The organism is Amycolatopsis sp. cg5, assembly GCF_041346955.1.
Taxonomy (GTDB): Bacteria; Actinomycetota; Actinomycetes; order Mycobacteriales; family Pseudonocardiaceae; genus Amycolatopsis.
This window is the reverse complement of record NZ_CP166849.1, coordinates 7326932-7351862: the sequence shown is the minus strand read 5'-3', so window position 1 is coordinate 7351862 and position 24931 is coordinate 7326932. Positions and strand designations below refer to the sequence as shown.

18 protein-coding genes and 1 pseudogene are annotated in these 24931 nt (G+C 69.1%); 9 read left to right on the top strand and 10 right to left on the bottom strand.

Annotated features, from left to right (window positions below):
* Positions 1-32 precede the first annotated feature (32 nt).
* Positions 33-797 carry a hypothetical protein gene (locus tag AB5J62_RS32980; protein WP_370943904.1) on the bottom strand — a complete coding sequence of 255 codons (765 nt, stop codon included), beginning with the start codon at positions 795-797 and terminating at the stop codon, positions 33-35.
* Between the two features lie 2 nt (positions 798-799).
* Positions 800-1384 carry a papain-like cysteine protease family protein gene (locus AB5J62_RS32975; protein ID WP_370943903.1) on the bottom strand — a complete coding sequence of 195 codons (585 nt, stop codon included), beginning with the start codon at positions 1382-1384 and terminating at the stop codon, positions 800-802.
* 185 nt (positions 1385-1569) lie between these two features.
* On the opposite strand from AB5J62_RS32975, the gene AB5J62_RS32970 reads away from it, so the two are divergent.
* The 3 genes and pseudogenes from AB5J62_RS32970 (at position 1570) to AB5J62_RS32960 (ending at position 7383) form a co-directional block, all read left to right on the top strand.
* On the top strand, positions 1570-4272 hold the full coding sequence (locus AB5J62_RS32970) for an AAA family ATPase (RefSeq protein ID WP_370943902.1): 2703 nt from the start codon (positions 1570-1572) through the stop codon (positions 4270-4272).
* Positions 4273-4497: 225 nt separating this feature from the next.
* Positions 4498-5244: pseudogene (locus tag AB5J62_RS32965) on the top strand (trypsin-like serine protease); the annotation flags it as partial.
* A gap of 666 nt (positions 5245-5910) precedes the next feature.
* The gene (locus AB5J62_RS32960) at positions 5911-7383 is read left to right on the top strand and encodes a S8 family serine peptidase (RefSeq protein WP_370950402.1); all 1473 of its coding nucleotides are present in this window, start codon (positions 5911-5913) and stop codon (positions 7381-7383) included.
* Between the two features lie 47 nt (positions 7384-7430).
* Here AB5J62_RS32960 and AB5J62_RS32955 read toward each other — a convergent pair whose 3' ends face one another.
* On the bottom strand, positions 7431-8828 hold the full coding sequence (locus AB5J62_RS32955) for an amidase (protein WP_370943901.1): 1398 nt from the start codon (positions 8826-8828) through the stop codon (positions 7431-7433).
* An 81-nt stretch (positions 8829-8909) separates the two neighbouring features.
* On the opposite strand from AB5J62_RS32955, the gene AB5J62_RS32950 reads away from it, so the two are divergent.
* The 4 genes from AB5J62_RS32950 (at position 8910) to AB5J62_RS32935 (ending at position 12462) form a co-directional block, all read left to right on the top strand.
* Positions 8910-9536: a TetR/AcrR family transcriptional regulator gene (locus tag AB5J62_RS32950; protein ID WP_370943900.1), complete on the top strand. Its 627-nt coding sequence runs from the start codon at positions 8910-8912 to the stop codon at positions 9534-9536.
* 339 nt (positions 9537-9875) lie between these two features.
* Positions 9876-10559 (top strand): response regulator, encoded by a 684-nt coding sequence (locus AB5J62_RS32945; RefSeq protein WP_370943899.1) that lies wholly within the window; start codon positions 9876-9878, stop codon positions 10557-10559.
* Complete coding sequence (locus AB5J62_RS32940) at positions 10556-11974, top strand: ATP-binding protein (RefSeq protein ID WP_370943898.1); 1419 nt, start codon at positions 10556-10558, stop codon at positions 11972-11974. Before AB5J62_RS32945 ends, AB5J62_RS32940 begins: the two co-directional genes overlap by 4 nt.
* Positions 11971-12462, top strand: a complete 492-nt coding sequence (locus tag AB5J62_RS32935; protein ID WP_370943897.1) for a hypothetical protein — start codon at positions 11971-11973, stop codon at positions 12460-12462. Before AB5J62_RS32940 ends, AB5J62_RS32935 begins: the two co-directional genes overlap by 4 nt.
* A gap of 86 nt (positions 12463-12548) precedes the next feature.
* Here AB5J62_RS32935 and AB5J62_RS32930 read toward each other — a convergent pair whose 3' ends face one another.
* The 5 genes from AB5J62_RS32930 to AB5J62_RS32910 all read right to left on the bottom strand — a co-directional run bounded on the left by AB5J62_RS32930 (position 12549) and on the right by AB5J62_RS32910 (position 17113).
* Positions 12549-13733, bottom strand: coding sequence for an ABC transporter permease (locus AB5J62_RS32930; protein WP_370943896.1), 1185 nt, complete (start codon positions 13731-13733; stop codon positions 12549-12551).
* Complete coding sequence (locus tag AB5J62_RS32925) at positions 13727-14416, bottom strand: ABC transporter ATP-binding protein (RefSeq protein WP_370943895.1); 690 nt, start codon at positions 14414-14416, stop codon at positions 13727-13729. Before AB5J62_RS32925 ends, AB5J62_RS32930 begins: the two co-directional genes overlap by 7 nt.
* Positions 14413-15462 (bottom strand): efflux RND transporter periplasmic adaptor subunit, encoded by a 1050-nt coding sequence (locus AB5J62_RS32920; protein WP_370943894.1) that lies wholly within the window; start codon positions 15460-15462, stop codon positions 14413-14415. The genes AB5J62_RS32925 and AB5J62_RS32920 overlap by 4 nt, the downstream gene beginning before the upstream one ends.
* Positions 15459-16064, bottom strand: a complete 606-nt coding sequence (locus tag AB5J62_RS32915) for a hypothetical protein (protein WP_370943893.1) — start codon at positions 16062-16064, stop codon at positions 15459-15461. The genes AB5J62_RS32920 and AB5J62_RS32915 overlap by 4 nt, the downstream gene beginning before the upstream one ends.
* Positions 16065-16126: 62 nt before the next feature.
* Positions 16127-17113: a hypothetical protein gene (locus AB5J62_RS32910; protein WP_370943892.1), complete on the bottom strand. Its 987-nt coding sequence runs from the start codon at positions 17111-17113 to the stop codon at positions 16127-16129.
* 241 nt (positions 17114-17354) lie between these two features.
* Here AB5J62_RS32910 and AB5J62_RS32905 point away from each other — a divergent pair, with 241 nt between their 5' ends.
* Positions 17355-17729 carry a hypothetical protein gene (locus tag AB5J62_RS32905; RefSeq protein WP_370943891.1) on the top strand — a complete coding sequence of 125 codons (375 nt, stop codon included), beginning with the start codon at positions 17355-17357 and terminating at the stop codon, positions 17727-17729.
* A gap of 355 nt (positions 17730-18084) precedes the next feature.
* Here AB5J62_RS32905 and AB5J62_RS32900 read toward each other — a convergent pair whose 3' ends face one another.
* A complete protein-coding gene (locus AB5J62_RS32900) occupies positions 18085-19209 on the bottom strand; it encodes a hypothetical protein (RefSeq protein WP_370943890.1) in 1125 nt (374 codons plus the stop codon).
* Positions 19210-19338: 129 nt separating this feature from the next.
* Between AB5J62_RS32900 and AB5J62_RS32895 the strand changes: the two genes are divergently transcribed.
* Complete coding sequence (locus AB5J62_RS32895; protein WP_370943889.1) at positions 19339-22086, top strand: NB-ARC domain-containing protein; 2748 nt, start codon at positions 19339-19341, stop codon at positions 22084-22086.
* Between the two features lie 5 nt (positions 22087-22091).
* Here AB5J62_RS32895 and AB5J62_RS32890 read toward each other — a convergent pair whose 3' ends face one another.
* Positions 22092-24929, bottom strand: coding sequence for a pPIWI_RE module domain-containing protein (locus AB5J62_RS32890; protein ID WP_370943888.1), 2838 nt, complete (start codon positions 24927-24929; stop codon positions 22092-22094).
* Positions 24930-24931 lie beyond the last annotated feature (2 nt).

Here is a 24931-nt window from a genome sequence, read left to right as displayed (position 1 = left end):
CGGCTAGAACCGCCCGCAACGCGCACGAGTCCTCACCCCTCGGTGCGCCTGCGCAGGCGGAGTGCGACGCCCGCGGCCAAGACGAGCGCGCCCGCTCCGCCCGCGATCGCCCAGCCCGGGACGCCCGCGTCGTCCGAGGCGGGTGCCGACGGGCCGAAACCGCCGGCCGCGCCGGACCGGTCGTAGGCCGAGCCGGGCAGCTTGTCGCCGTAGCGGGAGTGCACGGCCGACTGGTACTGGGCGACCGTCATGCGGGTGCCCGCCGCGACGCCGGTGGTCGAGCCGTCGAGCACGGTGACCGCGTCGCCGTCGACCGCGTACCAGGCGTTGATCTGCGGCTCGTGCAGGAGATAGCCCTTGCCAGCCTGGGTGGCGAGGCGCTTTTCGACGTCACCGGACGCGATGTTCACCACCGTCCAGTTCTGACCTTCGCGCTGCGCCCACACGGTCGCCGCCTCACCGGTGCCGAGCGTGGCGGGCACGGCGACGTAGGCGAGGTCGGCGGGCACGGCCGAGGTGCCCGCGACGAACGCCGCGGTCGGCTGGTAGACGGCGATGGACGCGGCGGGTTCGGCCTTGGCGGCGTTGGCCATCCTGGCCGCGACCTTGGGGCTGTCCGGGAAGGTGACCTTGGCGAGCTGGTCGACCGTCGACGGGCTGGTGGCGAGCGCGGCGACGGCGGACAGGTCACGGGCGTCGGGGGTGCCGGCGGGCTGGCCCGCCGCGGACGCCGGGCCGGTGCCGAGGAGGAGACCGAGCGCGATCAGCAGTCCCGCGCCGAGAAGGGGCCTGGTCATGGTCAGTCCTCGATTCCGTACACGGTGTGGGTCCAGGTGAACTGGCTGTTGCGCAGGTACGACGTGTAGTTCATGTGGTTGTAGCGCGGATTGCTGCCCCAGGGGTCGCCGAAGTCCACTTTCGAGGTACTGGTGGAGTTGTCGTAGCCGTAGAGCACGTGCATGTGCCCGCCGCCGTTGCTCCAGCCGATCCGGGTGCCGATGGGCCGCCCGGCGTCGATCTGGCTCTTGATCGAGGCGAAGCTCAGCGTCTGGCCATTGGAGTTGTACGTGCCCACGTTGCTGAAGCCGAGCCAGCGGAACACCCGCTGCTGGTCGCTCAGGTAGCCCTGGTTGTTCGCGCAGCTGCTACCGGACTCGTTGTGCGCGACCTGGCAGAACTTGGTCTGGGACAAGGTATGCCCGAAGTAGGCGGCGATCGTGTTGCCACTGGCGTCCCAGCACCAGTTGCTCTTCTCCTGCGCCTGCATCTGGATGCCGACCTGGCCCTTGAGCTGGACGGCGGTCGCTGTGGCAGGCGCCTGCAGTGCGAAGACCGAGACCGCGGCAAAGGCCGCCGCCAGTCCACGCGCGAGTGAGCGTTTCACGAGCACTCCTTACGCTAAGTGCACAGATGGGAATTGCGTGTAACCTGGATGAGGAGAAGATTCACCCTCTGGTGGGACTTTGGGCAACCCTTCGGTCAATAAGTAAGGACCCGTATTGGTAATTCCTCACCGATGCGTACGGATTCCCTCCTTTGGAAGGGGCGAATAGCCACTACAGTCCGGCCATGTCCAGTTCGGCTGTGCGGGAAGCGGCCGGGCCCGCCGCCTTCGTGGTGGTCGAAGGCGAGCCGGGCGCGGGCCGGAGCACGCTGCTCGACGGGTTCGCCCGGCGCGCGAATCGGGAGCACGCGGTGATTTCGGCGCGCTGCACCCGATTGCGGCTGCCGGTCCCGTTAGGACCCTTGGTCGAGGCGGTCGCCGGGTTCGGCGGCTGGCGTGCGGTGACGGGCGGGATGTCGCCGCTGGCGGGCGCGCTGCGACCGGTGCTGCCCGAAATCGCCGGGATATTGCCGCGCTGGGATGGGGAAAAGGCGACGCGCCATCAGGTTTTCCGCGCGCTGCGCGAAATGCTGACCCTGCACGAGCGCACGGTGCTGGTGCTCGACGACGTGCACGACGCCGACGAGGAGACCCACGACTTCCTGCGGTTCCTGGCCGGGTGCATGCCGCCGAGCCTGACGGTCGTGGCCAGTTCGGTCGCCAGGCCACAGCGCCGCGACAGCTGGTGGCTGCCCGCCGCGGGGGTCACCGCGCGGATAGCGCTGGGGGCGCTGGGGATCGACGAGATCGCCGCGCTCGCGGGTTCCCGCGACCTCGCCGAAGACGTGCTGCGGCGGACCGGGGGCGTCGCGAGCGCGGTCACCGCGGTGCTGGCGGACGAGGACGAGGCGTGGTGCGACGCGCTGACCGCGCGGATCGCGGGCACCCCGGCCGCGTCGATCGCCGAGGCCGCCGCCGTGCTGGGCACCCCGGCGAGCGCGGGCGCGCTCGTGGCGGTCTCCGGCCTGACCGAGAGCGACCAAGCCCTGATGGACGCGCTGGACGCTGGCCTGCTGCTGGACAAGGGACAGGGCCGATACGTCACGCGAAGCCCGCTGGTCGCGGATGCCTTGTACGCCAACATTTCCGGGCCGCTCCGCTGCCTGCTGCACACCAGGGCCGCAGCCTTTCTCGCCGCCGACGCTGAGCCGGACGAGTCGCGGATCGCGCGTCATTTCCGGGCCGCAGGCTCGCTCGCCGAGTGGGTGGTCTGGACCTCGGACGCGGTCGACCGGTCCACCTCGGACGGCAAACCCGACCTGGCGATCCGGCTGCTCGAAGCCGCGCTCGAAGACGACCGGCTGCCCCGCGCGGCCCGCGAGACGTTCGCGGTCCGGCTCAGCCGGGAAATGGCGCAGGGCCTGGTGCACGAGCACACCGTCCGGCTGCTGCGCGCCGCGATCGACGACGGGCCGCTGAGCCGGACCGCGCGCGGCGAGATCCGCATCAACCTCGGCCGCGTGCTGGTCAACCAGATCGGCCAGGTCGACGCGGGACGGCTGGAGATCGAACTCGCCGCCGCCGATCTCGCGCACCGCCCGGCGCTGCTCGCCCGTGGCCTCGCGACGCTGGCGCTGCCACACGTCGGCGCCGTGCCCGTCGAGCAGAACCTGCGGTGGCTCGATCAGGCGGAGCAGGTCAGTAAGCGCATTCAAGACCTCGAGGTGATCGTCGCGGTCTCCGCGAACCGGGTTTCGAGCCTGATGCAGGTGGCCGATCCGGCGGCCTGGGACGAGATCGGCACCCTGCCGAGGACGCCTCAGCCGGTCGAAGTGCGCAGGCAGCTGAGCCGCACCTACATCAACCTCGCCGACGCGGCCGCCTGGAACGGCCACTATCCGGTCTCGCGGGCTTATCTCGGCATCGCGAGACGCTTGATCTGCGACGAGAGCCAGCCGTATCTCGAAGCGCTGGCGACGGGCACCGAACTGCGGGTCGACGTCGAAACGGGCGCGTGGTCCGAAGTGGATCCCCAAGCACGCCTGCTGGTCGAGCAGGTCGGCGAGACCAGCTCGCTCGCCGCCGAGCCGCTGCTGGTGCTCGGCTGGCGCGACTTCGGGCAAGGCCGCCGGGCGCCCGCGCTGCGCAACTTCGAGGCCGCCTGCGCGCTCGCGGCGGGCAGCGCCCCGCTGCAGGCGTCCGCGTACGCCGGGCGGGTGGCCGTGCACCTCGCCGCCAAGGACCTCCCGGTGGCCAGGATGCTCGCCGACGAAGGCGTCGAATCCGTGCGGCGCAAGAACAACTGGGTATGGGCCGCCGAACTCGTGCCACCGACGGTCCGCGTGCTGCTCGCGCAGGACTGTCCCGACGAGGCCGACGCGCTGCTGGCCGAATATCGGCAGGGGATCGCAGGCAGGGACGCCCCGCTCGCCGTCGCCGCCGCGCTCTTCGCCGAAGGGCTGCTCGCGCACGCCAGGTCCGACATCGAGGCCGCGGCCGGGCTGCTCGCCCGCGCGAGCCGGGCGTATCACGCGCTCCCGCGCCCGGCCGCCGCCGCGGCCGCCGACGAACTCGCGGGGGAGTGTTTCGCCGCCATCGACGACCACGACCAAGCGCGCGCCGCGCTCACCGCGGCCGAAACCGCTTACCGCGCACTGGAATCCGCCGCGGACGCCCAAAGATGCCGCCGGACGCTCGTCCGCTACGACCCGAGCACGCCACGCCGGGGCCGCCGCGGCTACGGCAGCAGGCTGTCACCGCGCGAGACCGAGGTCGTCGAACTCGCCGCGCAGAACCTGACCAACCGCGAGATCGCCGCCAGGCTCTTCCTGTCCGCGCGGACCGTCGAGGTCCATCTCGGCCGGGCGCTGCACAAACTCGGCCTGCCCTCGCGCGCGGTGCTGAGTGAGGAATTCCTGCGCGAACATCTGAAGCCGATGACGGCCTGAACGTCCATATTCAAGCCAATAATGCGGGTCCCGTATTTGTTGGGAATTCCCGCGCAATGAATGCTGAAACCGCAGGTCGGAGCGTTGTGTATTTAATTGCGTAGGCCTACGGTCGCGGACCACTATTGTTCCCGGACTCCGGAAAATCGACAGTATGGGCGACCCCGAATCCTGTCCGGAGGGAAAACCGTGAGAAGGAAACCACTACTGGGTTTGACGGCTCTCATGCTGGCTTCACTGGCGATTTCGACGCCCGCCGACGCGACGCCACGCGCGTCCGCCGTCGCGCCGACCGACGCGGCGGTCCTTCCGTCCGGTGACGCGCACGGCCAGGAGATCGGCGGCGAGCCCGCCTCGGTCCGCGACTACCCGTTCGTGATCGCCGCGCTGCGCGAAGGCGGCTCCCGGCCGAAGGGCCAGAGCTGCTCGGGTTCGGTCGTCGCGCCGCGCAAGGTGATGGTCGCCGCGCACTGCAAGGAGCTCGAAGGCCGCAAGACCGTCCTGTACGGCTTGGACGACCTCAAGGCGGCGGGCGGCACGCAGCTCAACGTCGTCGACTACGTGACGCACCCGAAGTTCACCCAGCCATGGAACGGCTACGACGTCGCGATCATCACCACCGACGCCGACATCCCGGTGCCCGCCGGCGGCTACGCCAAGGTCGCCACTTCCGCCGACACCGGGCTGGAGACGCCCGGCAAGGACGGGTTCAGCCTCGGCTACGGCAAGAAGGACTACAACGACAACACCCAGGACGTCACGCTGCACAAGCTGACCCTGCCGATCGTCAACGCGAGCCAGTGCACCGGTGTCGAGAACGGCGTCGACCCCAAGACGATGATCTGCGCGGGCTACTCCGACGGCCGCAAGACCGTGCTGCCCGGCGACAGCGGCGGCCCGTTCATCGTCAACGGGATCGTCACGGGGCTCACCTCGTGGAGCCGCAGCGACTTCCGCTGGTACAGCGTCTACAGCAGGCTCAACAACGACATGGGCGACTGGGTCAAGCAGCAGATCGGCGACGCGCCGAGCGCCGACAAGTTCACCCTCGCCGCTTCGCCGTCCTCGGTGAAGGTCGAGCCTGGCAAGTACATCTCCGCGTCGGTCACCAGCAAGCCGGGCAAGAACGGCGCCGAGGATGTCACGCTTACCGCGTCCGGGCTGCCCGAAGGCGCGAAGGCGACCTTCCAGCCGCCGACGATCAAAACGGGTGACACCGCCAAAGTGACGATCGAGACCGCGGCGACCACCCCGCAAAAGGACTACTCGATCACGATCTCCGGCAAGGGCACGACCGATACGGCGACCACCACGCTGAAGCTCACGGTCGGCAACGGCGGCCCGCCCACCGGCGACCTGAAGGTGACGGTCAACCCCGCGTCCGGCAGCGGACGCAAGGGTTCCATCGTCAGCGCGACCGTCTCGGCCACCGGCGGCACCGGCTCGATCCGGCTCTCGGCGGCCGGTCCTAACCTCCAGGTCGCGCCGCTGTTCAACCCGCAGACGATTTCCAGCGGCGGCAGCTCGACGATGCAGGTCTTCGTGCCGTTCCAGGCGGGCACCTACCCGATCACCATCACCGCGAAGGACACGTCCGGCGCGACCGCGACGACGACGTACACGCTCACCGCGCAGGCCATCGCGCTCACCGCGTCCGAGGCCGAAGGCGTTGTCGTCCAAGCGAAGCAGCACTACGCGGGCCAGTACATCGTCGTGCTGAAGGGCGACACGTTCAGCGCGCAGGCACTGTCGGCTTCGCTGACTCAGCGTTTCGGCGGAGAAGTCGGGTCCACCTGGACGACCGCGCTGAACGGCTTCTCGGTCAAGAAGATGACCGAGGCGCAGGCGAGGCGGCTCGCGGCCGACCCGTCGGTGAAGGCCGTCTACCAGGACGGCACGGCGAAGGGCGCTGACACGCAGACCAACCCGACCTGGGGACTCGACCGCGTCGACCAGAAGGCGCTGCCGCTCGACAAGAAGTACACCTACAACAACGGCGGTGAGGGCGTCACCGCGTACGACCTGGACAGCGGCATCAACCCGGCCAACCCGGAGTACGAGGGCAGGGCGAGCCTCGGCAAGGACTTCTTCGGCGGTGACGGCAAGGACTGCCACGGGCACGGCAGCCACACCTCCGGCACGCTCGGCAGCAAGACCTACGGGGTGGCCAAGAAGGTCAAGATCGTCGGCCTGAAGGTGCTCGGCTGCGACAACACCGGGCCGGACTCGGGCATCATCGACGCCGTCGACTGGGTGACCGCCAACGCCAAGAAGCCCGCCGTGGCCAACATGAGCCTCACCATGGACGCGCCCGGCGTCGGCGACGACGCGCTCAAGAAGTCGATCGCCTCGGGTGTCGTCTACGGCGTCGCTTCCGGCAACGCCTCGACCGACGCGTGCAACACCAGCCCCGCGCGGGTGCCGGAGGCGATCACGGTGAACGCGACCGACCAGAGCGACAACCGGTCGAGCTTCTCCAACTACGGGTCCTGCACGGACATCTTCGCGCCGGGCACCAACATCACCTCGCTCAGCCCGAGCAGTGGCGGCTCGGCCGGGATGAGCGGCACCTCGATGGCCACCCCGCACGTGGTGGGCGCGGCCGCGCTGTACCTCGCGGCCAACCCCGGCGCGACACCGCAGCAGGTGCGGGACGCGCTCGTGGCCGGCGCGACCGACGGTGTCGTCAAGAACGTGGGCAGCGGCTCGCCGAACAAACTGCTGAACGTCTCGTTCATCGGCAGCGGCGGCCCCGGCCCGAAATGCGGCGCCAAGTCGAACACCACCCCGGTGTCCATTCCGGACATGGGTGACGCGGTGACCAGCTCGGTGACCCAGGACGGCTGTGACGGCAAGGCTTCCGCGTCGCTGCCGGTCAAGGTCGACATCAGCCACACCTTCACCGCCGACCTGGTGCTCGACCTCGTCGGGCCCAGCGGCCGGACGTACCGGCTGAAGAACTCGGGCGGCACGGGCGCGGCCGGTGGCGTGCACGAGACGTACACGGTCGACGCGTCCGGGGAGAACGCCAACGGCACCTGGAAACTCCAGGCGCGTGACGTCTACCGGTTCGACACCGGCTCGATCGACGGCTTCACGATCACTTTCTGAATGAAGTGCCCGGTGGGCCACCGATCAGGGCGGTGGCCCACCGGGTTTCAGTCTTGGATGCGGCGCCAGGCCTGCTGCTGCTCCAGCTCGAACGCGGTCTCGATGAGGCTGCGTTCGTCGCCGTGCGTGGCCGAGAGCTGCACACCGACCGGCAGCCCGTCGTCGGTCTGCCCCATTGGCAACGAGATCGCCGGGTTGCCGGCGACGTTGTCCATCGGCGTGAACGCGACGTAGTGCAACAGCCGCTCGATCAGCGTGTCGAAGGGGACGGCCGGGCTGATGTGGCCGAGCTTCGGCGCGCTGTGCGCGAGCACTGGCGACAGCAGGAGTTCGTGACGCTGGAACAACTTCGCGTGCGCGTGCTTGACTTTTGAAAGCCTTCGCAGTGCGCCAGGGGTGTGCCGGAGGTTGCGCAGATAGTGCGCGCGCAGGCCGAGCGTCAGACCGTCCAGTTTGGTCCGGTCGTAGCTGCGGTCTACGAGCAGCTTGCCGGTGCCAGCGGCGAGAGCGGCCAGCATGCCCCAGTAGAGCGTGAAGTCGCTCGCGAACGTCTCGTCGACAGGCAGCGCTATCGGCGTGACGATGTGTCCCTGCTTCTCAAGCAGCGTCGCGGTCTTCTCGACGGCTGCCCGTGTCGGCGCGTCCAGCACCGCTCCGGTCACGCTTTCGGTGACCAGGCCGATCCGCAGCCGTCGCCGCGCGGGGCCGTGCACCAGCCCGATCGGCGGCAGCGCCGGGTTGCGCCAGTGGTCCTCCTGCGCGGCGAGGAACGCGGCGGTGTCGCGGACGGACCGGGTGACCACACCCTCCGAGATGATCTTGATGGGCAGCCGTGCCGCCTCTTCGCCGTCGATGTGCCTGCCACGACTGGGTTTCAACCCGATCAGCCCGGCGCACGCCGCCGGGATGCGGATGGAACCGCCGCCGTCGTTCGCGTGCGCGAGCGGCACGACACCGGCGGCCACGAGCGCGGCCGAACCGCCGGAGGACGCACCGACCGAGTACTCGGGGTTCCACGGATTGCGTACCGGGTCGGCGTTCGCGTACTCGGTCGTCGCGTTGAAGCCGTACTCCGGCATCCGGCTCTTGCCAAGCACTGTCAAGCCGGTAGAGACGAACTGGCGCGCGTAGCTGCCGTCCGTCTTCGCAGGGCTTGCCACGTACGCCTCGGTGCCGTGATTGGTCGGCATGCCACGCAGGTCGGTGTTGTCCTTGACAAAGGTCGGGACGCCGAACAGGGCCGCCTCGGCGTCCTGCCCGTGCCGAGGGCTCTCGTAAACGGAGTGGACGACGGCGTTGAGCGAAGTGACCCGTTCCGCACGCGCGATCGCCGCCTGTGCCAGCTCGGCCGGGCTGACCTCGCCACGCCGCACCATCGACGCCAGTCCCACCGCGTCGTGATCACCCAGCGCGTCGTCGGTGAACGCGTGCACCCGCTCCGTCATCGTGAAACTCCTTCAGGTCCGGTTGCCCTCCATCATGACCGAAGTCTGGAAGAACTTCCAGACTTTGCGTACCGTGTCCCCGTGACCACTCCCAAGCGCCACCACCGCGAGCGCGGAAAGGCCCGCCGCGACGCCCTGCTGCGCGCCACCGTCGAAGTCGCGGCCGAGCAGGGGACAGCGGGCATCACGCACCGCGCCGTCACCGAGAAGGCTGGCGTTCCACTCGCGACGGTGAGTTATTTCTTCGACTCGATCACCCAGCTCGTCGAAGAAGCTTTGCGAGAGTTCACGGCCGCCGAAAAGTCCCGCCTCATCGAGCTTGCCGACACGCTCGGCGCCGAACAGCGTTCCCCGGACGAGATCGCCACGGTCTTCGCGGCCAAGTCCGCCCCTGACCGCTTCGAAGCGCTGGCGATGTTCGAGGCCTACCTCCATGCCGCCCGCGGCCCCGAACTCCACGCTCCCGTCTCGGAAGCACTGGCCGCGTCCCGTCAGGTCGCCTCGGCCGCTGCCCGCGCCGCGGGCGCACCCGACCCGGACGCGATGGCACCGGCGCTGGCCGCGCTGGCCCACGGTTTCGTCATGCACCAGCTCGCGGTCCCCGGCGAGGTCGCTCCGGACGCGCTGCGCACGGGCCTGCGCGCGCTGTTCCTCGGCTACCTGCTCGATGCTGGTCACGTCGAATTGGCGCTCAGTTTGCGCGCCTAGCGACGCACGTCACCCGAACGGGCGGGAACACCAGCGGCCCCGAAGCGTTGTACAGGGTGTCGGTACGGCGGTGTCCCCGGGCCTCACCCCTTGCCTTCACGGAATACCGGTCAGGCCGGAGCCGTGTCGAGCCACTCGCCGAGAGGCGACCCCCGTACCGGCCTTGAGCTCCCGCCTCTGCTCGCAGGCTGTTCCCCCAGGCAGCCTCCGCTGGGCAGGGGCGGGCCCCTAACCGCCGCTGGATCGCTTCGGAGTCAAGGAAAACTGCACCGATCCGTGTAATGCTTTTCGGTGCGACGCTACGCGCGGCCAACAGTCCGGTCGGCGATAATCGCGATCATGGCGCATGTCCTGCTGGTCGAAGACGACGTCTCCATCCGGGACTCGATGGAACTGGTGCTGCGGCGCCACGGTCACGAGGTGGCCGCCGCCGGCACCGGCGAGGAAGGCCTCGACCTCCTGCGCGGTCCCGGCGGGATCGACGTGGTGGTGCTCGACCTGATGCTGCCCGGCATCGACGGATTCGAGGTGTGCCGCCGGATCAGGGCGGCGGCCCAGACCCCGATCATCATGCTCACCTCGCGCGGCGACGACTCCGACATCGTCACCGGGCTGGAAGCGGGCGCCGACGACTACGTGGTCAAGCCGGTGACCGCCCGCGTGCTGGACGCCAGGGTCCGCGCCGCCGTGCGCCGCGTCGAGCCGACACCCCGGCCGAGCTCCGCCGAGGAGTACGACGGGCTCGTGCTCGACCGGGCCGGGCTGAGCGTCGCCAAGCGCGGCGAGCCGATCGCGATCCCGCCGACCGAACTGCGGCTGCTGCTGGAACTGTCCGCGTCGCCTGGCCAGGTCTTCAGCCGCGAGCAGCTGCTGCAACTGGTGTGGGAACACGACTATTTCGCCGATTCACGGCTGGTGGACGCCGCGGTCGGCCGGTTGCGCGCCAAGATCGAGGACGTCGCGTCCCGGCCGCGCTACATCCAGACGGTGCGTGGCTTCGGGTACCGGTTCGGGCCGTTGTGAGCAGGCTGCTGCGGTTCGGCGGACTCCGCGGCCGTCTGCTGCTCGCCTTCGTGCTGGTGTCACTGGTCAGCGCGGCGACCGCCACCGTCCTCGCCTACGACGACGCCCGCGAGGCCATCCTCAAGCGTGCCGAAACCTCCGCGCGCAAGGACTTCCGCGACCGGGTGAGCGCGGCCGTGCCGGAGTTCGACGTCCCGCCCGACCAGGCGGCGCTGACCCGGCTCGTCCAGACGGTCGCGGCGGGCGCGGGCGACGTCAAGCTCGTCGCCACGTACCAGGAGCTGGCCGCCGGCGCGCTCGACCAGCGCATGCTCACCGCCGAGCTGCGCGCGGACGTGCGGCGGGGCGAGCGCGTCGCGCTCCAGCGGATCGAGTGGAACGGCGAGCCGTGGCTGCTGCTGGGCAGCTCGGTCGCCTTCGCGGGCTCCGTGCGCCCGACCGGGCTGGAGGTGTTCCAAGCCGTCTCGCTGCGGGAAGAACAGCGCGACATCGGCAACCTGATCATCTCCGTCCGTAATGGAGTACTGCCGGTGGTACTGCTCACCGCCGTGCTCGCGCTGCTCGCGGCCGGCACGGTGCTGCGGCCCGTGCGCACACTCGGCCAGGCCACCCGCAGGCTGGCCGGCGGCAAGCTGGAGACCCGCGTGAAGGTCAAGGGCCGCGACGAACTCGCCGATCTGGCGCGGGATTTCAACGACACGGCCGACGCGCTGCAGTCCTCGGTCGCCGAGCTGCGCGACCAGGAAGCCCGCGCCAAGCGGTTCGTCGCCGACGTGTCGCACGAGCTGCGCACCCCGCTGGCCGCGATGACGCTGGTGTCGTCCATTTTGGACGAAGACGCCGACCGGCTGCCACCGGACATCGCGCGGGCGGCGGGCGTGATCAGCTCCGAGACCACCGGCCTCGCCAGGCTCGTCGACGATCTCATCGAGATCTCCCGGTTTGACGCCCAAGTGGCCGCGCTGTCCATTCAGGACATAGATGTCGCCGAAGCGTTGCGGGCCACCTTGTCCACCCGCGGCTGGACGGACCGGGTCGAGGTCGACCTGCCCGGCGGCACCCGCGCCAGGCTCGACCGGCGGCGGCTGGACGTGATCGTCGCCAACCTGGTCGGCAACGCGCTGCGGCACGGCGCGCCGCCGGTCACCCTCACCTCGCGGAGCGCCGGGACCGACCTGCTCATCGAGGTCGCCGACCGCGGCCCCGGCCTCACCCCCGAGTCCGCCCGGCGCGTGTTCGAGCGGTTCTACAAGGCGGACAGCGCCCGCACGCGCTCCGACGGCAGCGGGCTGGGCATGGCCATCGCCCAGGAGAACGCCCGCCTGCACGGCGGCGAGATCACCGTGTCCGGGAATCCCGGCGGCGGCGCGCTCTTCACGGTCCGGATTCCCTGCCAGGAAAGGGAAAAGGCATGATCAACCGGGCCCGCTCGCTCATCCTCGCGGCTTGCCTGCTGGTGACCGGCTGCGGCGTCCAGCCGACCGGTGTCGTCGACGGTGGCCCGCCGATCGCGGGTGTCTCCGAAGGCATGCGGCTCTACTTCGTCACGGACCAGGGGGTGCGCGGCGTGGCGCGCCCCGGCCTGGAGCTTTCGTCACTCGACGGCGTGATCAAGCTCTTGATGGGCGGCCTGAACCAGGTGGAGATCGCCAACGGCTACACCACGCTCGTCGTCATCGCCGGGCCGTTCTCCGCGTGGTCGGTGAACGGCCAGGTGACGCTGCGCCTGCCGAAGACCCCGGTCGACAGCGTGACGGGCATGTTCGCCGGCCAGCTGGTGTGCACACTGGCCCGTGCCGAGACGGTGCTGAACGGGACCCGCCCCGACGCCGTCCGCGTGACGATCATCGCGGACGGCGGCACAGCGGGCCCCTACCAATGCTTCCAGTTCCTCAACGCCTAAACCCCGGGATAAAGCGGGCTTTACTCCCGGGGATAAAGCCCGCTAAACATCGCGGAGTAAAGCCCGCTTTATCCCGGCACTGGGAGCTAGGTGGTGTTCAGCGCGACCGTCGGGTGCAGGCGGGAGGCGCGGACGGCGGGGTAGAGCCCGGCGATCACGCCGATCACCATGGTCGCGCCGAGCCCGGCGCCCAGCGACCACGGGGGGATGACCGCGGTCCAGCCCTGCGCTGCGGCCAGCACGTAGGTCGCGATCACGCCGAGCAGCGCGCCCGCCAGCCCGCCCAGCGCGGACAGCAGCAGTGACTCCGTGAGGAACTGCATAAGGATGGCGGGCTTGGTCGCCCCGAGTGCCCGTCTCAGCCCGATCTCCTGACGGCGTTCCAGCACCGACACGACCATGGTGTTCGCCACGCCGACCCCGCCGACCAGCAACGCGACCGCGCCGAGCGCCAGCATGAGCGTGGTCATCCCCTCGTCGGTCGCGGCCTTGGCGACCAGCGCGTCGGACGGCCGCGAGACCTTCACCGAGTGCTCGTCACCGGGGTTGACCGTGCGGGGGAGCACCGCGCGCACGGCCTCCACCGAAGCGTCGGTGGAGCGCTCGAAGATCGTGGTGGGATGCCCGTCGAAGCCGAAGTACCGCTCCGCGGCGGGAAAGCCGATCAGCGCGACCCGGTCCAGCGTCGGCACCAGCTCGACCGGATCGAGGATGCCGATGACGACGAACCATTCCTCGTTCATGACGATCTTCTCGCCGACCGAGGTCACCCCGAGCCGCTGGGCGGCGACCGAGCCGAGCACGACGGCGGGTATCCGCTCACTCGCCGCGTCGAGCCACCGGCCCTGGCCGACGCCGGCGCCGAGCGCGGTCAGCAGGTCGAGGCGAGCCGCCTGCGCGGTGACGCCGGGCGCCAGCTCCATCGGCACCGCGTCGCTGCGGCGGATCCTGGCGTCGACCTGCGCGGTCGCGGTGGCCTGCTGCACCGGGCCGATGCGCGCGACCATGCCGACCGCCGCCTTCGGCAGCCGGGCGGCTTTCCCGTCGGCGGTGTTGCCCGCTTCGACGATCAGGAGGTTCGTGCCGAGCCGGTCCAGCTTGGCCATCAGATCGGCCCTGCTCGAGTTGGACAGCCCGACCACGGCGACCATGGTCGCGATGCCGATGGCGATGCCCAGCGCGGACAGCACCACCCTGGCCGGCCGGGTGCGCAGCCCGACCATGCCGACGCGCAGCACGTCGGCGGCGGCGAGCCTGGCCGGCTTCAGCATGGCTTCACCGCGCCGGTGTCGAAGACGATCCCGCCGTCCCTGATGCCGATCCGGCGGGGGAGCCGCTCGGCGATCTCGGTGTCGTGCGTGATGACACAGATCGTGGTGCCCGCCGCGTTCAGCTCGCCGATGAGGCTCATCACCACCTCGCCGGACGCGGTGTCCAGCGCACCGGTCGGCTCGTCGGCGAGCAGCAGGTCGGGCTCGCCGACGAGCGCGCGGGCGATGGCGACCCGTTGTTTCTCGCCGCCCGACAGTTCGGCGGGGGTGTGGCCGAGCCGATGCCCGAGGCCGACCCGGCCCAGCGCCTCACCGGCCCTGGCCCGGCGCTGTTTCAGCGGCACCCCCGAATACAGCAGCCCGTCCGCGACATTGGCGACCGCGTCCCGCCCAGGCGCCAGGTGGAACTGCTGGAACACGAACCCGATGTGGCGCGCGCGCAGTGTCGACAGCCGCGCGTCCGACAGCGTGCTCACGTCGTGCCCGGCCACCTTCACCTCACCCGAGGTCGCCCTGTCCAGCGTGCCGATCAGGTTCAGCAGCGTCGACTTGCCCGAGCCGGACGGCCCGACGATCGCGACCAGCTCACCCCGCTCGACCCGCACGTCGACCCCGCGCAGCGCCGAAACCCCGCCGGGATAGGACTTCGTGGCCCCGGTCAGTTCGATCACCGCGTCGGTCATGGTGCGGCCGCTCCGACCTTGAGCCCCTCGGCCAGCCCGTCGCCCTTGACCTCGATCCGCCCGTCGGCGCTCATCCCGGTCTCGACCCGGACGGTCGTGCTCGTGCCGTCCTTGACCACCTGCAGCCCATAGCCGCCCTCGCGCAGTGCGATCACCGCTTCGACCGGGACGGTGAGCACACCGGTGCGGCTCTCCTCGATGAACTTCACGCTCGCGGTGCCGTCCTGGGGCGGCGTGTTCTCGTCCAGGTTGATCTCCGCCTGGACACCCTGCGGAGGCGACGCGGTGCCCTCGGACTCGGGTTTCGCCGTGCCGGTGACCTCGCCGTGCACCTTCGTGCCGTCCGGCAGCGTCACCTCGACCTTGGTGCCCGCCTTCGCGAGACCCTGGTCGTTCTTGTCGAGCGCCACCCTGACCACGGGCTTCGTGGAGGCGATCGTCAGCACCGGCTTGTCCCCGCCGACCTGATCGGCCAGCGCCGCGTCAGCCGAGACCACCCTGGCCGGGCCTGGCTGGAACACGATGTCCCCCTTGCCGAGCGAACCGGTCGGCTCCAGCACCCCGAGCGACTTCTGCCACGACTTCACCGCGGCCACGGTCGCGGCGTCGTACTTGTTGTCGTTCGCCAGCCCCCGCCCACGGCCGAGGTCACGGAGGTTCTTCTTGAGCTGCTGGACATCCGGCCCGACAGTGCCTTCCGCCATCTCACGGAACATCGGCGTCTTCCCGTACAGCAAGACGACCGGCTGGGTGTCCCGCCGATAGAGGACCTGCCCTCGTTCCACGGTCTTGCCCGCTTCGGCCGCCGTGGTCACCGTCCCCTCGACCGGCGACTTGACCGCCCGCCGCTCCGCGTACCCGAGCTGCCCGTCAAGTGTCTTGCTCCGCACCAGATCACCGCGCACGACCTCGGCGGTGGCGGGCGGCAGGTTCGCGGCGGGCTTCTTGTCCGCCGCGTCCCCGGTCCCCGAAAACAAGGCGTACGCCCCGAGCCCCACACCCGCGACGGCCACCATCGCGATGGCTATTCCGGCCCGCGCTTTCATTGCATACCCGCGGCCTGTTCGATGAGCTTGTCCTCGCAAGCCTTCCGAGCTGCCTCGTAGGCGGGCGAATTCACGTCGATCTGCGGGGACGTCGGGTTGGGGTCGCCACCGGGAATCGCCTGCCCGCCCTGCATCGTCGGGTTGGCGAACTTGGTGACGCCCTGTGCCCGCATGCACTGTGCGTGCGCCATCAGCGATTCGAAGACCTTCTGCTGATCCTTCTTCGGCTCGAGCTGCGCCGCCTTCTGCATCAGCTCGCCGCATGCCGCCATGACACGCTGGAGCTCCTTTTGCCCGTCCTTCTCGACCTCCTGACCTTGGATCTTCTCCATCTTGGGCATGTCGGCGTACCCGGAGAGCTTGGGATCCGGCCAGTCCTTCATGCCCTCCTTCCGCATGCACTGGGAGAAGGCGAGCTGCGCGTCGTAGAACTCGCTTTTCCCCGACGGGGCCGCGGACGACGGAGGAGCCTCGGCCGAGGAAGAGGAACCGGTGGTCGGCACCGAGGCGATGCCGGTGTCCTGGGGTTCCTCACCACCGCAAGCGGTCACCAGGAACGCCGGGAGCACGAGCATCGCGGCCAGAATTCGAGAGGTTTCCATGTATCAAGCGTGCAGCTGCGACGTGATCGTCCCTTGATGACGACATGATGAGTGTGTGACAGCTACGCCGAACAGCTGTGCCGGAAGGTCGCCAGCTCGGTGCCGACCATGGCCGCGATCATGCCGTCATCGGCGATCACCGGTCCGTCGATGTCGTTGAAATCAGCAACGGTCGCGAGGGTATCGGTGAGAACGCCGCTTTCCCAGACCCCGAGCGCGTAACCGCGGTCGGCGGTCCGGTAGATCCCGGTCGTGCGCGTGCCGGAATCGACGGCGGGCGCGTTCGCCCAGGTACTCAGTTCGCGTACGACCGCGCCGGTCAGGTCCCATTCGACGGTCGTCAGCCGCTCGTTCTCGTACTTCACCCCCGCGATGCGCCCGTTGCGGAACGAATCGACCATGTCGGTGCCCAGCGCGATCTTGGTCATCGTCCCGTCCGGGTACCGCACGAAGAAGTCGGGCGTCGAGGTCTCCGCGCGGATCAGGATCCGGCCCTGCTCGTCGATGTCGACCGGGCTGACATAGCCGTAGACGGTGGGATCGGGGTTGATCGTCACCACCGTGCCCGGCGCGGAGGCAGGCCAGATCGTCAGGTCGAAGTTGTCCCCGAGGCCCAGCGCGGTCCCCACGATGTCACCGGCGTCGTTCACCCCGAGCGCCCGCGCCGACCGCCGCCCCGGCGGCCGCGGAAGAACGCTGAACCGGCCATCCCGGTAGACGACAGCGTTGTCTTCGAAGGAGTCTTTATAGGTCATGCCGACGGCGGTGCCCGACGAGTTGATGTCGGTCAGCTCGGTCTGCTGGCCGAACGCGTGGCCGAGTACTTCGGCCACTCCGTCATGCCAGCGGATCGCACCGGCCGAAGAAGCACTGCCCGCGAACCACCCTCCATACGCCGCGGCGGACACGTATCCCCTGTCGTCCCCTGCGGGTGGTGGCAGCGTGCCCCGCGTCCACGTACAGCTAGTGGCTTCACGCGCCGCGGCGGTACCCGCGGTGGCGGTCAGCATCGGGACCAACGCCAGCATGGCCGCCAGTACTGCCTTCATCGTGTGCTTCATAGGTCTCCCTCGCTACGGCATCGCCACCCCGAGCACGCACGGCGCCGCCGTTCGGTTGCCTTCGGACTTGCCAGGGCAGAAATGCCCGCACCTCACGGTCGAAGTGCCCTCGCCAAACGGCTGGACTTTTCGCTGTTCTCCCTTTGGCAGTACCGAAAAACCAGCCTGTCGATGATCCTGGAGGAGTACTCGATCACGGATCGATCGAGCCAACGAGAGGGGAACCCCAATGTCACGTGCCATCAGAGCGGGTCTAGTCGCGGCCAGTGCGATCGCCGGTATGGCGCTGGCCACCGCGCCCGCCCAGGCGACCACCACCCAGACGCAGATCAACCAGTGTGGCTACCTGCCCATCCCGGCGGGCTGGATCGACACCGGCCACTTCTACAGCAGCTCTTGCGGCAGCTCGATCACGCTCAACACCTTCGTCCTCGTGCTGGGCTCCAGCGTGCCGGTCGGCTCGCAGCTGACCATGTGCGCGACGACCCAGTACCAGCCGCCCGCCGGGTGGGTCATCGTCTCCGGCCTGTACAACCAGCCGAGCTGCGCGACGTTCTCGCCGACTTTGGACAAGAACGCCTACGTCGTGCGCCGTTTCTCCTGACCGGCCACAAAGGATATTCGCCGTAAACCAGCAGTCCTCGGGTTGTCGACTGCAATGACCCGGGGACTGTTGGTGCGCCTTCAGGGACCTGTCCGGGTACGAGAAACTGGTCGGAACTAGTCGGGTGCAGCGCTGGTCTCGAGTGTGAGCGCGGCGTCCGAGACAGAGGAGACTCAGCCTCAACGAGGCATCCGTGCCGCAATGATGGGAACGGCCTGGACACGACGTCGAGGCGTGCCAGGCCGTTCCAGCGGTGAAGGCGGCAATCAGCCGATCGGGCACAACGCGGCTCTGTCGCCGGTGCCGCCTCCCGAGCGAAGCGCGTGACGGATGAGCAACATGGAATACCCCCTCTCTACCGATCGGCCTGACCGCTGAACCGCATCAGGCGAAGGCAATGAGTGCGCAGCCGAAAGGCGGACTGCCCCGGAACGGAGGTGAGCTGTCGCACAATCGGCAGGCTCGGGCGCGTCCTCTGACGAAGCTGGGAGGCCAGCGACAGGGCGGGGTCTAGGACCATCCCGTACTCGGAAATGGCCTCGGCGAGCGAGTTCTCGGGGGTTTTCTCGTTTGGACGGGCCAAGTACACGGGCTTTCCGACCGCTGCAGCGCACGCCGTGTCGTGACCGTGGTCGCCCACCACGAAATCAGCTTGCGCGGCAAGGATCTGCCATTCATGCCCGGGCCGCAGGAACTCCATGCGCTCCTGCACGACTTCCCCGACCCATGCTTCCAGCTGCCGCCTCCCGTGCTGCGCCCACACGTCCGGGTGAAGCCGGCAGACCAGGCGCGTCTCCTGAGCAGGCAGAGCCGTGGCAAGGTGCCGGAGGAGAGCTGGGGTCCGAGCAAGCAACGAGCCGGGCCCTCGGTCCGACAGCACGAGACCTAGTCGCTGGCTCCCATGAATCCGAGGCTGCCGACGGCAGGCACGAAGCAGCTCGTCATACCCCGGATCGCCGACGACGACCGAGTGTCGGGCCAACATCGGAGCATTGGCGCCAAGCCGGGTCAACGCCTGCACCTGCGGCAGGCCGATGAGTAGTGGCTCGGGATGCGCTTGCCGCCGCCGGAGCAACTGCACGATCGCGGCGACACAGCATCGGCCGTTGTGGTCGACGATCGCGCCCTCCGCTGAAACCTCGGGCAGAACCAGCAGCGGCCCCTGCAGCAAGCCGACCCCAGCCGGGTCGGCTGTGACGACCAGATCGAAGCGCGTGCGGACGGCGCGTTCCCACGGCGTGGTGAGTGCGCCGATTGTGGCGATGTAGGAACGGACCATGTCTTCGGCCGGGCCAGGCGGCTGAGTGAAGACGACCTGAAACCCCGGCTCCCGCTCGAGCACCTGCACGGCCGCGCTTACCCGCTCTCCCGCTGCCTCACTGTGCACCACAGCCAGAATCACGCGTCGCACCGGGCAGGTTCGTGCGCCGTAGCCAGCTGTCCACCACGGTGCGAAGCCTGCCGATTCCGAGTAGCCCATGATTTCCTCCCTGAGCGGTCATTCCGACGGCGCCACTGTCCGTGCGGCTTGTGGGGGAAACCGTGGTCGAAAGCGTGGTGGCCTGTTCAGCCTGCGCTGAGCAAGTAACGATCTGGTTCACTGGGAACCATGGACGAAGTCAGCGTCGACCTGTGCGTTCTCGGTGCCGTGCGCTTGCTGGTGAACGGTGAAGCGGTACGCCTGGAACCTCGGCAGGCCACCGTTCTGGCGATCGCCGCAGTGGCGGAAGGCAAGGTCGGCTTCGGCGAGCTGACCGACCGTTTCGGGGTCAAGGACCCGGCAACGCTGCGGTCCTACGGTGCGAAACTGCGGGCTCGCTCAGGGGTCGAGCTGGTCAAGAAGAACAAGCGCATGGTTTTGCAGCTGGCGATCGCACAGGACTCGGTCGACCTGTGGCGGTTCCGCGCCGGGCTTGCCGGCTGTGCCGGGCTGCCTGCCTCCCGGAAGCTGCCGCTAATGCGCGAGGCACTGGAATGCTGGCAAGGACCGCCGCTGGCCGGGCTGGACCCGCGCTGGGTGCGTGACGAGCTCGTGCAGCTGCGGGCTGAAGGACGCCGCGCTTACCTCGAGCTGATCAAGCTCGCCGCGGAACGGGAAGGACCGGAATCGGCAGTCGGTCACGCGCAGCGAGCCGGCGAGCTGCTACCGGACGTCGACGAGATCCGGGCTGTGCTGTGGCGCTTGTGGGCCGAATGCGGCCGGGCGACCGAGATCGCCGACGACCTACGGCGGCGCGAAGAGTTGCCTCCGTATCTCGGGTCGCCCTCGCTGGCACACCTGCGCAAGGAAGCTCGAGCGCTGGTGGCGAAGGCGCGGCGTGTGTCGGCAGCGGTTCCCGAGCAGCTGCCACGGTCGTTGCCGCCCGTGCGGTCGACGGTGCACGGCCGCGAAGCCGAGCTGGCTCTCCTTGACACTCTGACCGACCCTGACAGCGGGGTCCGGGTCTTGACGGTCCACGGGCTCGGTGGACTGGGCAAGACCGAACTGGTCGCCGAATGGGCCCATCGTGCGGCGGCGCAATTTCCCGACGGCGTCCTCTTCGCAGACTTGGGCGGCTTCTCGCCGTCCGGTCCGGTCCTACCCGAAGTCGTCTTGGCCAACTTCGCGAGGCAGCTGGGGATTCCGCTCGCCGACCAAGCCGGTGATGTCTGTCTGGCCGCCTACCGGACTGCCGTGAACACCCGCGCTGTCCTGATCATCCTCGACAATGCCTCCGACGTCCGACAGGTGGCGGACCTCCTGGCTGCCGGAGAACGTAGCCGCACGGTCGTCACGACGCGCGCCGCCGCTACCGCGCCCGCGGCAGCGGGTGCACGAACGCTGAACCTGCAGCCGATCACCGGCGAAGCCAGCCTGGCCGTCCTGCACGAAACCATAGGCGTCGAGCGGACCGCGGCGGAGCCGTTCGCGGCGGCCAAGCTCGTAGCGGCGTGCGGGGGATTTCCATTGGCAGTCCGGCTGGTCGCCGCGCAGGCGCGGCTCAACCCGACGGTTGAACTGGCGGACGTGCTGACCCGGCTGGGCACGGCCGCCGCGGTGCTGGGCGCGAAACCCGAAGGAGAGCCAGCGTTGCACAATTCACTCGCCTTGTCTTACGCGCCACTGTCCGCCGAAGCGGCCCTCGTTCTACAGGTCGTCGCGCTCCACCCGGGACCTGAGATCGCTCTGGAAATGATCCCATTCTTGACGCGACTGCCGGCGTCTTCGGTGCCGGACGCTGTGGACGAGCTCTTGCTGGGGAACCTGCTCGATCCTGTCGCAGGCAAGCGGTTCCGCCTCCACGACCTGGTCCGGGCCTTCGCTCGCGAACGAGCAGATGAAGAGCTATCAGCCGAACAAGTGCGCGCGGTCCGGGAACGATTGCTCGGATGGCTGCTGGCCGCCGCCCGGCTGTCCGATCGGGCCCTCCGATCCGGTCGGGAGCTCCCGGACGACCTCGTGGCCGCCGATGGCGCACCGCTGCCTGCTCCGGCGACGGAGGACGACGGCCGGCGGTGGTTCGAGACCGAGCACAAGACCCTGCTCGCCGTGCTGGACTCGCCGGACTTCCGGTCCTTCACGGAGTATCGGTGGAGGTTGCCTCTCGCTCTGTGCTGCTACCACACCCGCAACGGTCCGTGGTCGGCGGCGGAACTCCTGTTGACCTCAGCCGCCGAGATCGCCAAGGACGAGCTGGACGTCCCCGTCCGCACGCGGTATCAGGCCGTGTGTCACCGGGTGCTGGGCAACATCCAGCGGAAGCTGGGGAAGTTCGGAGCCGCTGAGCACAACCTCGCGACATCGATCAGCTTGGCCGAGGACATCGATGATCCGCTGGAAACAGCGAACGGGCACCAGCAGATGGGTGTCTTGCTGGAAGACCGGGAGGAATGGGCAGCAGCGCGGCATCACGCGACTGTGGCGGGAGGTCTCTACGAAGACCTGGCCGATGACCGCGGAGTCGCCGCAACGCTGCCGACGGAGATCCACTGCCACCTCGAGCTGGGGGAACCGGAGCGAGCACTGGCGCGGGAGCCGTTCGCCATCGAGGTGATGACTCGCGCGAGCACGCCTTACAACCGAGGTGCGCTACACCGCGTCTTGCTGGACTGCCATCTGAAGCTGGGGAATCCGGCTGAGGCGATAGCCCACGGTGAGGCGGCCTGCGCGTGCTACCTCGAGTCCGGGGCACCCACAAACGAGGTTCGCGCGCTGGCAGCGCTGGCCCGGGCGTATGAGGCGGACGGCAGATCCGAGGATGAACTGCGCGCGCTACGGGATTTCGTGGTCCGTTACAACCGGTTGCGGCAGCGGGAACCCGAGGACCGGCAGCTGCACACGGTGGTGAAGCGTCGGCTAGCCACATTGAGCGTCTGACACAGTCAGCTCCCCACTGTTTCGGGGTCGCCGTCGTCCGCATTAACGTCCCGCATCGGCAGGATGTACTCCTGTGCCTTCCGAGCGAGGTGCAGAGGCAGTGGCCGGCTGAGGGCGTCGCGGTAGTCGGGTGCCTGCCTCAGCTGGTGAACGGCCATGGCCAGGGCAGCCGGGGAGTCCCCGGCATCGAGATGGCAGCCGAGCACCGCGATTTCGACGAGGCCGGGGTTCCAGGCGGGGCGGTCGACATCGATCGTCGGCTCGCCGGCCCGCTCGCCCCGACGGATCGGCCGAGTTTGTAACTTGTGCGCCTCCACAGCGGAAGTTTGCGCGGTGGATGCCTTCGGCGTGGTGCTGTAGAAGATCCTCTCGTACTCCGGACCGGTGCTCGTCCACAAGTTGGCTGGCAGGCCGTTCACTCCATCCTCGGCGGCGAGGCCCCACCACTGTGGGGTCTCCCGCCGTTCCCCAGTACGGATCCGGACCAGCCGCAGCCACGGATTCGGCCGCCCGGCCGGCGCGATGCCGGTGCGGATGAGATCCTGCCGGACCTCCGCGTCCTGCACCCACGTCCAGAGGTTCCGGATATTCTGCGCGTCGACGAGGAGCGCCGTCGGGATGCCCCTGACCTCGGCTGATGAGAGCACCTGGTGCATGAATTCCTCGGTGGCGGACCGTTGCTCGTCCCGGGTGCGTGACGAGTCGAGCCACGGCTCGTCGTGGTCGCCGACACCGGTCAGGTCGTGCGCGGCGACCGCGGCGAGGGCGGGTAACCGGGTCAGGTAGCGCGGGTAGGTGATCCACGCTCCCATCCCTTCGACGGCTTCGGCGTCCCAAGCCAGGATTTCGTCGGGCTTACTCGCGCCGGTGCGTACTAGAACCGCGACCGGGAACTTGCCCTTGGCCGATCGATCGGTCGCGCCGCGCGCCTTGGTCGCCATCCACACTGCGAGGTACTGGATGCCGTCGGGCAGACCGGCTGGGATGTCTGTGCGCGGCATCACCGTCGCCCCTAGCTGCCGCAGCGCGTCCAGCCACGACGACTCGGCCGCAGCGGGGAGGGCTTTCTTCGCGCGCTTTGTGCCGGGAGTGGTGACGAATTGGGTAACGACTCCGCTGTCCGCCGCGCCGAGACGTAACGCGAACTTGGGATCGTTGCGGCCGCGGAACACGGTGCGGCCATGGATTTCGACTAGCGCGACCGTAGGAACCGCGGCGTCCGCACCGTTCTTGGCGAGGAACTCGCCCATGTCCGCCCGGCGCTTGGCCAGCGCCTGGGCGGCACGGTCGGCCAGGTCTCGCACCGGTTCTCGGGAAACGCCCAGGCTGTCCGTCAGGCCGTTGTCAAGCCGAAGACAGCTCAACGTCACTACCAGCCCCGGCGTCTCCCACCGCAGCACTACGGGCTCGCCTCGGCCGCTGCGATCGTGGGCGCCGGCGCTCACCTCGCTCGCCCCGCCGTCCCCTTCGAGACCGAGCACATCGATGAGTGCGGTGATCGCCTGTTCACGCGTCGTCTCGGTACGCCAGAGCAGTCGGGCCGCGAACTCCGGCGTGCCGGACCAATCTGAGTACAGCGCCGCCAAAGACGTCCTTCGGGCGCGGCGCAGCTCGACCTTGGCCGCTGCCGTTCGTTCGGTGGACCCACCTCGGCGAACATTGGCCGGCTTGTTCGCGGACAGGCTCGATCGGGTGAGGTCGGGGACCCTGGCCAGATCCGGCAAGAGGGCCAGCTCGGCCCATTCGACCAGGCGGGAGCGTTCGTCGGACATGAAGCCGGCGCCGACGCCGTGTTTGCCCATCGGCGTGCTGTACGCGATCAGCGCGTCGACGCCACGGTCCCCTGTGAACCACCGTTCGGGCTCGCCGAGAAGACCGGCGGGATCCGGAAATGACCGCCGTCCGCTCGCGACCTTCGCCATCAGTTTCGCCGGATCACCGTGTCGCCACTCGGGGCCTTCGTCGCGTGAGGTCACGTACGCGACGCTGAAGCGCTCGCTCGCAGGAGCCCCGGGCAGCCAAGCTGTCACCGGACGCAGGTAGACGGCGCTGTCCCGGCGGTACCCCAGGCGCACCAACCCGGTCTCCGGGTCGGGATTCGTCGCCCACCGGCGCACCCCGAAGTGCAGGTGCACCCGTGGCTGGGCGCGGAACGGCACCGTGTGGAGGGTGACGGCGACGGTGACCGAGAACCACCACCTCCCGTGCTCGTTGTCATAGAACAGCGGCTGGGACATCAGCTCCGCGCCCTGCTGACGGGATTGCCGGGCGACGGACCGAAAGCGCAGCACCTGCCCACCGGAGTCGTACGGCACGTGCTCCTGGAGCCGGTTGGCGAAGTGCTGAGTGGTGAGCAGGTACTGGAGCGCGGTCGGGTGCGCGGTTCCGCCGTCGCTGACGTCGCACCGCGTCAGCGAAACCCGCTGTTTCTTCCATGCCGGAGGCTCGGCGCGCAACGCCTGGCAGACCTGATTCGCCTCTCTCGGATGGTCCGCGCCGATCTTTTCGATCCAGAACTCCAACAGCCGGAGCAGGATCGGGACCCGCAGTGGCTCGCCCGCATCGGCCGGGCAGTACAGCCAGGTCCGCGAACCCTCGCCTGCTGCGACCGGACGCGGCAGCACGCCGAGCCGTACGTCCAGCGCTTGGAGCAGGGAATCCAACTGGCGGGTCGGCGGTGCCTGCAGGCGGGCCCGCCCCGTCCGGCCGAGGTTGGCCAGATCGAGCACTTGCGTGGCAAGAGACTCGGGAAACTCCAGTGTGTGGAAGTCTGCGGTGAGCCCGTTACCGTCCGCCACGGGCTCATAGGCGGCCCTGCGGATCGTGGTGTAGCGCGGAGCCAAGA